4 protein-coding genes are annotated in these 12168 nt (G+C 39.0%); all 4 read right to left on the bottom strand.

The annotated features are described in order from the left end of the window. Positions 1-134: 134 nt before the first annotated feature. Positions 135-9812, bottom strand: coding sequence for a Spy0128 family protein (locus tag SINDD18_RS04640; RefSeq protein ID WP_061863276.1), 9678 nt, complete (start codon positions 9810-9812; stop codon positions 135-137). Positions 9813-10224: 412 nt separating this feature from the next. Further along, positions 10225-10860, bottom strand: a complete 636-nt coding sequence (locus SINDD18_RS04635; protein ID WP_061863275.1) for an SGNH/GDSL hydrolase family protein — start codon at positions 10858-10860, stop codon at positions 10225-10227. A gap of 1 nt (position 10861) precedes the next feature. Then, a complete protein-coding gene (locus tag SINDD18_RS04630) occupies positions 10862-11689 on the bottom strand; it encodes an HAD family hydrolase (RefSeq protein ID WP_061863274.1) in 828 nt (275 codons plus the stop codon). Between the two features lie 21 nt (positions 11690-11710). Further along, positions 11711-12168: CapA family protein (locus SINDD18_RS04625; protein ID WP_193750827.1), on the bottom strand; the 458-nt coding region annotated here is incomplete at its 5' end.

Raw genomic sequence — 12168 nt, 5'->3', positions numbered from 1 at the left:
CCCAAAAAGAGAGGCATTAACCTCTCTTCTTGCGATTACATACACTTATTTAATAAATGTATAACCAACTTTAGAATATCTTTGGTTTAGATACTCAAAGATAAATCTTGAATCATTCTAGAAAACTAGAAATATTAAGCTTCATCTTCTTTTTTGCGTTTCGCAACCAAACCTAGACCTACAAGACCAAGTGCAGCACCAAGTGCAGCAATTCCAGATTTAGATTGTTCACCAGTGTTTGGCAACTCAGGACCTTTAGGTTTTTCTGGTGTTGGTGGTGTTACTGGTGTTGGTGGTGTTGGTGGTGTTGGCGGTGTTGGCGGTGTTGGTGGTGTTGGCGGTGTTGGTGGTGTTGGCGGTGTTGGTGGTGTTGGTGGTGTTGGTGGTGTTGGTGGTGTTGGTGGTGTTGGTGGTGTTGGTGGTGTTGGTGGTGTTGGTGGTGTTGGCGGTGTTACCTTGTTGTTAAACTCAGTATCTTTAGGCATTTGTGAAGTAAGAGTCAACACTTTACCATCCTTAGTTACAGTAACTCCAACAGTCGCTACCATCTTATCGTACTCAACTCCAGCCTCTGTACCTTTCACTTCTTCTACATGATAGATATAAGTACCTTCTTGACCACGTTTGAATTCAAGAGCTGAGAACTTGATCTTACCTTCAGCATCATTGCTTACGGTTTCAATCACGTTACCATCTTTGTCTTTCAATACGAAGCTGAATTCACCAGCTTTCAACGCACGACCTTCCAATTTCTTCGTGAAGTTGAATTCAACTTTCACTGGAATATTAACAACACGTTTTTCAGTTGGTTTTTCTGGTTTTTCAACTGATTTCTTAGTTGGATCATATTGGTGAACAATTTGAGAAGCTGTATTTTCAATATCTACACCTTCTTTAGCAGTTCCCTTGATACGTGCTGGAATATCAAACTTGTAGTAACGTCCAAATGCTAATTTAGCAGTGTCGATTACTTGAGTATTTTCTGCATCTCCAAGAGACTTAGTCAAGTCAGCCTTAGATGTAGCAGTAATGACACCATCCACAATTGAGATATCAAACTTAGCTGTTACATCTTCACCAGTTACTGAATCATAAGCCTTAATTTCAGCAACATTAACATCCAAGTTTTCGCTATCATATTTATCTGTAATACCAACAGATTGAATATTGTGAGCTTCAGTAAATTTAGTTGTATCTAACCATACTTGGTAAACAACCTTATCACCTTTATGGAGTGTTTGAGTATTGATATTTTGCTTTTCATTATTATCAACTTTGTCCACATATGGATCTTTGTTGGTATCAGCTACTTTATCAGTCAACTCTTTATCATCATCAAGGAGTTTATTTCCAGTGATATCAAATTTCTCTTCATTAAGAATATATTTCTCTGGTTGGAACTTAGGCTCTTCTGGTGGAGTCACCTTGTTGTTGAACTCTTTATCAGCGATATCGCCAACAGTTGCCACAAGAACTTTAGCTGTTCCATCGTGAGAAACAGTTACTGTTACATTCGCTTTCATGGTATCGTATGTAACGGTTGCGTCTGTTCCTTTAACTTCTTCTACTGTGTAGTTGTGTACGCCTTCTTGACCTTTCTTGAATTCAAGAGCTTTGAACTTAACGTTACCAGATGCATCGTTACTTACAGTTTCAACAACTTTACCTGTTGAATCTTTAAGGACGAAGCTGAATTCGTTAGCTTTCAATTCACGGCCTTCAAGTTTCTTAGTGAAGTTGAAGGATACTTCAACTGGAACGTTGTTTACACGTTTTTCAGTTGGTTTTTCAGGTTTTTCAACTTTCTTAGTTGTTGGGTTGTAGTAGTTGACTACTTGAGCCGCAGTGTTTTCGATATCTACTCCGCCAGGTACATCAGCTTTCACTGTTGTTGGGATGTCGAACTTGTAGTAACGTCCGAAGGCGAATTTAGTTGTGTCGATCACTTGAGTGTTGTCCGCATCGCCAAGTGACTTAGTGAAGCCAGCTTTAAGAGTTGCAGTAATCACACCGTTGTTAACAGTAATATCGAATTTATCTGTAACTTCTGCGCCTGTTACTGAATCGTAAGCTTTGATCTTAGTAGAATCAAGATCCAACTTCGCTTCATCGTAGTCATCTGAGATTCCTACTGATTGGATGTTGTCCTTGTTAGCTGCGTCGAATTTAGTTGTATCCAACCATACTTGGTAAACCAACTTGTCGCCACGTTTAACAGTCTTCGTATTCAAGTTTTGAGCTTCGTTGTTTGAAGTTCCATCTGCGTATGGGTTTGTATTTGTTTCACCATATTTATCAGTCAATTCAGAATCATCATCAACGAGTTTGTCGCCTGTGATATCGAATTTCTCTTCAGAAACAACGTATTTCTCTGGTTGGAACTTAGGTTCTTCTGGTGGAGTTACAACGTTGTTGAACTCTTTATCAGCGATATCGCCAACTTTCGCGATAAGTACTTTAGTTGTGCCGTTGTGTGAAACTGTGACTGTTACATTCGCTTTCATGGTATCGTATGTAACGGTTGCGTCTGTTCCAGCTACTTCTTCAACTGTGTAGTTGTGAACTCCTGCTTGTTCTTTCTTGAATTCGATAGCTGAGAACTTAACGTTTCCTGCCGCATCGTTCGTTACAGTTTCAACAACTTTACCTGTTGAATCTTTAAGGACGAAGCTGAATTCGTTCGCTTTAAGTTCACGGCCTTCCAAGCGTTTAGTGAAGTTGAATTCTACTTGTACTGGTACGCTGTTTACACGTTTTTGAGTTGGTTTGCTTGGCTTCTCAACTTTCTTCGTAGTTGGGTTGTAGTAGTTGACTACTTGAGCTGCAGTATTTTCGATATCTACACCAGCCGCCACATCAGCTTTCACTGTTGTTGGAATGTCGAACTTGTAGTAACGTCCGAAGGCGAACTTAGTTGTATCGATCACTTGAGTGTTTTCTGCATCGCCAAGTGATTTCGTGAAGCCAGCTTTAAGGGTTGCAGTAATTACTCCACCTTCAACTGTGATATCGAATTTAGCTGTGACATCATCACCTGTTACTGAATCGTAAGCTTTGATCTTAGTAGAATCAAGATCCAACTTAGTTTCATCGTAGTCATCTGAGATTCCTACTGATTGGATGTTGTCCTTGTTAGCTGCGTCAAATTTAGTTGTATCCAACCATACTTGGTAAACCAACTTGTCGCCACGTTTCACAGTCTTGGTATTCAAGTTTTGAGCTTCGTTGTTTGAGGCATCGTCCGCGTATGGGTTGGCATTTGTATCTGCGTACTTATCTGCCAATTCTTTGTCATCGTCAACGAGCTTGTCACCTGTGATATCGAATTTCTCTTCAGAAACAACGTATTTCTCTGGTTGGAACTTAGGTTCTTCTGGAGGTGTTACAACGTTGTTGAACTCTTTATCCGCAGCATCCGTTACGTTCGCAACGATCGCTTTAGCAGTACCATCATGTGATACCACAACTTTAACAGTAGCAACCATTGTGTCATATGTAACAGTTGCATCTGTACCAGGAGTTTCTTCTACAGTGTAGTTATAAGTCTTACCAAGATCATCACGTCCGAACTCAAGAGTCTTGAAGACAATCTTACCAGCCGCGTCATTCTTCACGCGTTCTACTTCAACACCGTCTTTCTTCAATACGAATTCGAATTCGTTCTCTTGAAGTTCACGGCCTTCCAAACGTTTCGTGAAGTTCATTTCCACTGGAACTGGAACGCTGTTCACACGTTTTTGAGTAGGTTTTTCTGGTTTTTCAACTGTCTTGCTTACTGGGTTGTAAACGTGAACAGTTTGGTTAGCTGTATTTTCAATATCAGCACCAGCTTTAACTGATTCTTTCACAGTCGCTGGGATGTCGAACTTGTAGTAACGTCCAAATGCGAACTTAGTGGTGTCGATAACAGGAGCATTAACTTTATCTTTGATAAATTCTTCTTTAGAAGTTGCAGTGATGGTGCCATTTTCAACTTTGATATCGAATTTAGCTGTGACATCATCACCAGTTACTGAATCGTAAGCTTTGATATCAGCCGCGTTAACGTCCAATTTTTCTGCATCGTATGTATCAGATACACCAACGTATTGGATGTTGTTTGCTTCAGTGAATTTAGTAGTATCAAGCCATACTTGGTAAACCAATTTAGAACCACGTTTAACTGTCTTAGTATTTAAGTTTTCTAGTTCATTGTTAGTTGTCTTGTCTACATATGGATCCGCATTTGTTTCAGTGTACTCATTGTTCAACTCATCGTCGTCATCCAGCAACTTGTTACCAGTGATGTCATATTTCTCTTTAGAAACGACAAATTTTTCTGGTTGGAATTCTGGAGTTTCTGGTGGAGTTACTTTGTTGTTGAATTCTTTATCTGCAGTACCGTCAGTTGCATTGCCGTCAGCATTTTTACCGCCAGTTGAGGTAACATTTGTAACGGTAGTCAAGGTGTGACCATTCTTAGCAACTTCAACTGTAACAGTCGCCTTCATTTGGTCATAGGTCATTCCGTATTCTTTGTTTTCAGGAATAACTTCTTCTACAGTATAAGTATGAGTACCAACTTTCGTGTTATCAAATGACAATTCTGAGAAGGTGACATTACCATCTTCATCATTCTTCACTGTTTCAACTTCTTTACCAGTTGAATCTTTCAATACGAAGCTGAATTCACCTGCTGCCAATTTACGTCCAGCCAACTTCTTAGTGAAGTCAAATCTTGCAACGACTGGAGCTACATGGTAGTTATTGAACTCAGTATCATCCGGCATTGTAACTGCTGCATTCAGGAAGCCAGTTGAAGCATCTTTCGTAACTGTTACGGTTACTTCTGCATTCATTGAATCGTAGTCGATATTTGTGTCTGTTCCAGCTACTTCACGTACAGTGTATGTATGAGAACCTTCTTTATCGTAAGAAATCGCGTCAAACTGGATAGTTCCATCAGCCGCATTTTTCTTGGTTTGGATGACATTGCCGTTTTCAAGCAACTCAAATGTGAAGGCATCCTTAGTAAGCTCTTTACCTTCCAATTTCTTAGTGAATCGGAATTGAGCATTGGTTGCAGCAGGTGTGAAGGTATTGTTGAACTCTGTATCGGTTGGAAGAGCTTTTGTTGCTGTAAGAGCATGACCTGACTTAGTAACTGTGATCGTTACTTCAGCCTTCATTGGGTCATATTCCATACCAGCTTCTGATCCAGCTACTTCTTCTACAGTGTACTTATGAACACCCACTTGAGTATTGGTAAATGTCAAGGCATCGAATTTCACTTTACCATCAGCATCGTTTGTCTTAGTTTGAAGGGTATTTCCTTCAGCATCTTTCAATACGAAGCTAAATTCACCATCTTTAAGTTTACGTCCTGCAAGAGCTTTGCTGAAGTCAAATTGAGCGGTGACTGGAGCTACTGCATAGTTGTTGAATTCAGTATCTTCTGGCATAGTAACTGCAGCGTTCAAAAGACCAGTTTGTGCGTCTTTTGTGACATTGACAGTCACAACTGCGTTCATTGAATCGTAATCGATGTTGGTATCTGTTCCAGCTTTTTCACGTACAGTGTAAGTATGTGTACCTGCAACAGCGTATGGGATTGCATCAAATTGGATTGAACCATCAGCCGCATTTTGTTTGGTTTGAATCACATTGCCATTTTCAAGCAATTCGAATGTGAAGGCATTGTCTTCAAGAGTCTTACCTTCCAAACGTTTTGTGAAGCGGAATTGCGCTTGTGTTGCAGCAGGTGTGAAAGTATTGTTGAACTCTTTATCTGCTGGAAGAGTGTTTGTTGCTTTAAGAACGTGACCTTCCTTAGTAACAGTGATTGTTACTTCAGCTTTCATTGTATCGTAAGTCATACCAGCTTCTTTATTTTCTGGGATAACTTCTTCTACAGTGTACTTGTGAGTACCAACTTGTGTATTGTCAAAGGTCAAGTCATCAAAGGCTACAACACCTGCTTTAGTATTGGTCTTAGTTTGAAGAGTCTTACCATCTGCATCTTTCAATACAAATGTAAATTCGCCTTCTTTTAACTCACGACCTGCAAGAGCCTTACTGAAGTCAAACTTAGTCTTAACTGGAGCTACTGCAAAGTTGTTGAACTCTGTATCTGCAGGCATTGTAACATTAGCAGTCAAGACACCAGATGCAGCGTCTTTCGTTACATTAACTGTTACGACTGCATTCATTGAATCGTAGTCGATATTTGTATCTGTTCCAGCTACTTCACGTACAGTATAGGTATGAGTACCTTCTTTATCATAAGAAATCGCGTCAAACTGGATAGTTCCATCAGCCGCATTTTTCTTAGTTTGGATGACTTTGCCATTTTCAACTAATTCAAATGTGAAGGCATCCTTCGTAAGCTCTTTACCTTCAAGTTTCTTAGTGAACTTGAATTGAGCTTGTGTTGCAGTTGGGGTAAAGGTATTGTTAAATTCTTTATCTGCTGGAAGTGTTGCTACAGCTGTAAGTGCATGACCTGATTTGGTAACAGTAACTGTCACGTTAGCCTTCATGGTGTCATAAGTCATACCAGCTTCTTTTGTTTCTGGGATAACTTCTTCTACAGTGTACTTGTGATCACCAACTTGAGCATTTGTAAATGTTAAAGCATCAAACTTAACTTTACCATCAACATCATTTTGCTTGGTTTGAAGAACAGTTCCTTCAGAATCTTTCAAGACAAAACTGAATTCGCCAGCTTTAAGTTTACGGCCTGCAAGAGCTTTGCTGAAGTCAAATTGAGCTGTTACTGGTGCCACTACATGGTTGTTAAAGATTTTATCATCTGCACCAGTTGCTTCACCACCTGTTGAAGTCATTTCAGTTTTAGCTGACAAAAGACCAGTAGTTGCATCTTTGGTTACAGTTACTTTAACTGCGATTGTCATTGCATCATAGTCTACATCGGCTTTATTGCCCTTCACTTCTTTTACAGTATAGTTGTAGACACCTGCTTGGTCAAATGACAATTCGCTGAAGTTAATCTTACCATTAGCTTTATTTGTTACAGTTTCATTAACATTGTTATCACCAGTCAAAGTAAAGCTAAAGTCTCCAGCATTCAAGGTACCATTTGAAAGTGATTTATCAAATTCAAGGTTAACTTTAACAGGAGATGGTGTGAAGGTATTGTTGAATTCTGTATCTGCAGGAAGTGTGTTTGTTGCTTTAAGAACGTGACCTTCTTTAGTAACAGTGATCGTTACTTCAGCTTTCATTGGGTCATAAGTCATTCCTGCTTCAGAACCTTGAACTTCTTCTACAGTGTACTTGTGAGTACCAACTTGTGTGTTGTCAAAAGTCAAATCATCAAAGGCTACTACACCTTCTTTAGTATTTGTCTTGGTTTGAAGGGTCTTACCAGTTGAATCTTTCAATACGAAGCTGAATTCACCAGCTTTCAACTCACGACCTGCCAGAGCCTTACTGAAGTCAAACTTAGTCTTAACTGGAGCTACAACATAGTTGTTGAAGACCTTGTCATTCTCACCCTCAGCATGACCACCTGTTGATGTATAGACTGCTCCAACTTCTAGTTTATCCTGAGCATTTTGTGTAACGGTAACTGTAAGAGTAACCTCCATACCATCATAGTCAACATTCGTATCCGAACCAGCAACTTCTGTAATCTTATAAGTGTAAGTACCTGGTTTTTCGAATGTTAGTTGGCTAAAGGTTGCCTTACCATTTTTGTTGGTAACAGTTTCTTGGTGTGTACCACCTTCTTGTTTAAGAGTAAAGCTAAAGTCACCGTCGTTCAAGGTACGACCATCAAGAACTTTGCTTACTTCAGGGGTGTAGGTTACTGGATCTACTTTAACATAGTAGTAGATAGGTTGTTTATACGGTACTAATGTATTGAGCAAGTCTACGTTTACACCGATTCCCTCTACTCCACGTTCCAATTGAGAGTTTGCAGAAGAGTGACCGATACCATCCCCCAAGAACGGTACTAATACTGTTTTCTTCGGTGTGTAACCTGCAGCTGTTTGGAAGCCAAACTTAACTTCTTTACCATTTGGATAGTTTACACCATTAGTATCCGTAAAAGCAATTGTATGAAGTGGTGTTTTCGTAACGACTAAGTCTTCTGTATTATACTCACCAGGTTTAATAGGTTTAGTCTCTGCTAGCAACATATAACCATCAGTACTTAATGAACCATCCGAGCGTTTGCTTTGTTGTTTTGGATCAAGAAGATAAACACGAACAACAACTGTTCCATCTTCACCGACAATTTCTTTAATCCGTTTAATACCATAACGGTCTGCATCCATAAATTTGGTACCAACAGTATAAGGACGACTAACATAACCAGATTTATCGTTTGCATCAGCTGTTTGATACAATTTATAGCCTTCAAACTTACGCTCGCCAGATGCTTTAAACTGCTGACCTTCCATAGCTTTAAGAGTGTATTTAGCTAAGTCAACTTCATTTCCATTTGCAACGTAATCTTGAACATTTTTATCAGTCTTATTAGCATTAAATGTTGGATTGTTTTTATCAACTACTCGATAATAAGTTGTTTTTTCAACAGCTAATGGAATCTTTGCATTCGTTTCTGTAATGGAACGTCCGTTATACGCTGGTTCAACAGCATTAATAATGTCGTTTGATCTACGAGCAGCATAAACCGCATCAAATAAAACTTTTTCTGTAGGAGTAAGATTGTGTCCAGCTGCCACTAAATCAGTTATACTCTTTCCAACTTCATAACTCAATTGAATAAATGGCTGATCCTTTTTACCAGGTCCACTACCGGATCCACTGTCGTAACCGACTTGCCAAGTTAATTCTCCTCTAGAAGCTGTTGTAGTAGTCGCGAATTTTTGAGTTCCACTTGTAGCTGTAACTATTTTAGTTTCCACTATACTGCCAGTAGTTTTATCAATCAATTCAACTGTTGTATCTGTAGAAGAATCAAAGTTCTTATAAGCACGAGTATAGTATTTTGTTCCATAACGTTCATTAAACTTAGTAAGATCTACGATACTATATGTATAAACATCTCCTTCTTTTCTTTCATATCCAGCAGGTACATCCTGTGATTTAACAGTTGCACCAACAGGATCTGTCATATTTGGATCTGCTGTTTCACCATCTTTAAGTGTAGTTGTAGTTGCTATTGCTTCTGTGTTATGGTCAGTTGCAGCACGACGATTACGGCGACGACCACCATTTGTAGCTAAAGCACCGGCATTTACAGTATTCTCAGCTGCCAAAGCTAGTGTTTCTGTATCTACTAGTGATTTTGCTTCAACATTAGTTGCACTAGCATTTGTATCAAGGCTTGTTGCCTCAGCAACAGCTGAAAGTTCTGCTTTAGGCTCAGATTTTTCCTCTGATTTAGATTCAGTCTTTTCTTCTGCCTTAGGCTTAGCTACTACAACTTCTTTTGCTTTTGAAGCAGTTGTTGCTACTGGCTTAGAAGACTCTGGTTTTGCCTCAGGACTAACAGATGTTTTTTCCTCAGGTTTTTCAGCTTTTGTTTCTTCAGATTTTACTTCAGTTGGTTCTGATTTTACTTCTTCAGACTTAACTTCAGGTGTTGATGTTTCTGACTTAACTTCTGAAGTTTCAGAATTAGCTGAAGTTACCACATCCGTTGATGGCTCTTTCAACTTTTCCTTGTCGTTATTGTCGACTAGTTCAGTATTCTCCGCAGTTTGCTTTGCTACAATCTCAGCAGCATTTACAGCACCACCATTAGCCATCATGAAGCTAAGGGTCGTTCCTAAGAAAACTGATGCGACACCAACTTTGTATTTTCTTAAAGAAAATCGTTGTTGCTCTCTTCTTATCATGTGATAAGTTCTCCTTTTTTAACATTTTAACTAATAATATGTAAGATTATTGAGTTTTCCCTAAAATAAAATAATCTCTCCCATAATACCATTAACGCTAAAAGTATACCATACTACAGGACTAATAGCAAGATTAACGATGCTCCAAAACTATATCCGCAAAGTGTATAATATGCATTTATACAGAATATTTAATAGCTGTAAATGTTAAATTCACATATCTAAATCTCTATTTTTATTCCTTCTTTTTACTTTATATAGCAAAAAGACACTAGTATTCAAGGTAATTTATAATAAAAACAAAAAATTCAACTTATAGACCATAGTGAATGTTTATCACTTTTTTATATCTACAAGAAGAATTTTTTTATTATTTATGATTCTTAAACTTATCTCACATTAGCGAATCAATCTAGAAAATATATTTTTTTAGAGTACTTGATAAAGCCTGGTAACCAGAGACGCTGAGGTGAAGGCCATCTGTTGTGAAGTCTGACTTGAGTTGCCCTTTCTGATCTAGTAAGTTCTCAAAAACAGGCACAAATTCAACCTGCATATAGGCAGAGGCAAGGTCTTGATAGGCTTGGTTCCACGCCTTGATTTTCTCATTGGTACGAATATACACTGTCTGTTTAAAGTCCTCACCTTCATTGACAGGCAAGATGGAAACTAGCTTTATCTGTGACAGTGGATAATCACGAGAAATGGTTTGAATCACACTCTCGAGATTGGTCAGCGTTTGACTCATTGGAATATCTTTTCCAATGTCATTTGTCCCAATCAAAAGTACAATTTGATCCACTGCATCACCATAGAGGTGAGCATCAAGGTTATCTAGTAAAAGTCCGGTCTGATAACCACGAATACCTCTGTTCACAATGGTCTTTGTTGTCCCTAGTAATTCTTGCAAGGGAAAATACTCAACAATAGAATCTCCAATAAAGATGATATCTGGTTCAATTACTGAGATTTGATTGAGTTCACGATACTTGGTTTGGATTTTCTCCTGCTCTTTCAAGAGCCAGTTTTCTAATAATTGTACTGCCAAGTTATTCTCCTTCTTCTAGCCAGTTTTCTAAAACTTGGTAAACACCTGCCTGACTGTTTGCTGGCGCTACTCCTGTCGCAATTTCCTTGACTCTATCCTCTGCATTTTCCATTGCGTAAGAAATACCCGCCAACTCTAACATTTCAATGTCATTTTCACTGTCTCCAAAAGCCATGATTTGTTCGGGTTTTAAGTTCCAACGTTTGAGCAATTCTTCTAAGCCCCAAGCCTTATGAATCCCATCTTGTAAGATATCAATACAACCGTATCCACTAGAAACAGCTCGCACATGCCCATCAAATAAGTCATTGATTTCCTGTAAAACCGAATCGGATCGTTCTTCACCAACAACCATACTCATCTTGAGAACACCACCGAAGAGTTTAGAGTCAAATTCATCGACGAAGTGCATCCGTTGATAGAGCTTTTCAATCATCTCTGGAGTCATAAATTTATCTAGTTCTGTAAAAACAGTACCTTTCTTTACAAAACCACCATTCATAGCAGTTACGACAAACTGATCCTGACATTCTCTACCTTTAAAATGGCCCAAAGCCCTATCAACCATGGCATCATCCCAAGTTTGTGCTTGAAGCAATTCATTGTTTTCGAATATCCGAGCACCATTAGCAACCACGAGAACTACTCTATCTGCTAGATGTTTCAGTAATTGTCGCATTCGATGAACTTCATTTCCCGTTGCAATGACAAACCGAACTCCACGCTGATCTAGCTGATCTAAAATTTTCTCTAGTCGAGGTAGATCCAGTTGTCCTTTAGGATCCAACAAAGTACCGTCCATATCCGTCGCTATTATCTTAATATCCATCTTGCTCCTCTTTTAATGTCACTACCACTTCAAACCTACATGCTCGTTCATTTCTTTATAGGCTGTATCAATCCGTTGCTTGGTGGTCTCGTCTAACTGACTACGGTACTTCCCACCCTCAATAAAATCTTCCAGGATATAAGTTTGGTAAAGATAGAGTGGGTAACCTTCTGGAGAATAGCCTCCCTTTGGAGTTCGACTCACCCAGCTTGGATGGGCTTGGGCAGTTTCAATAGTCGTTTTACCAGATTTCTTCTTAATGGTCACATCCATGAGAACTCCACGTTCCGTCCACTTGGCATTTTCCACATCCTGCATGGTTTCAATCCGTTGATTTGAGATGAAATTCCCCATAGAGTAAATGATAAGCTTTTTATCACCGTCTTTTTCAACCGTTTCAGCTGGTTCAACAACGTGAGGGTGACCACCAAAGATAATATCAGCTCCCCAATCAATCATTTTATGGTAAAGTTTCTTTT

Origin of the sequence: Streptococcus infantis, from assembly GCF_001579645.1 — a bacterium.
Lineage (GTDB): Bacteria > Bacillota > Bacilli > Lactobacillales > Streptococcaceae > Streptococcus > Streptococcus infantis_E.
The sequence above is the reverse complement of the archived record's forward strand: the minus strand, read 5'-3'. Positions and strand labels throughout refer to the sequence as shown.

Excerpts from the sequence above, each read along its gene's own strand:
- SINDD18_RS04640 (WP_061863276.1), bottom strand. The coding sequence starts at position 9,812 with ATGATAAGAAGAGAGCAACAACGATTTTCTTTAAGAAAATACAAAGTT.
- SINDD18_RS04630 (WP_061863274.1), bottom strand. The coding sequence starts at position 11,689 with ATGGATATTAAGATAATAGCGACGGATATGGACGGTACTTTGTTGGAT.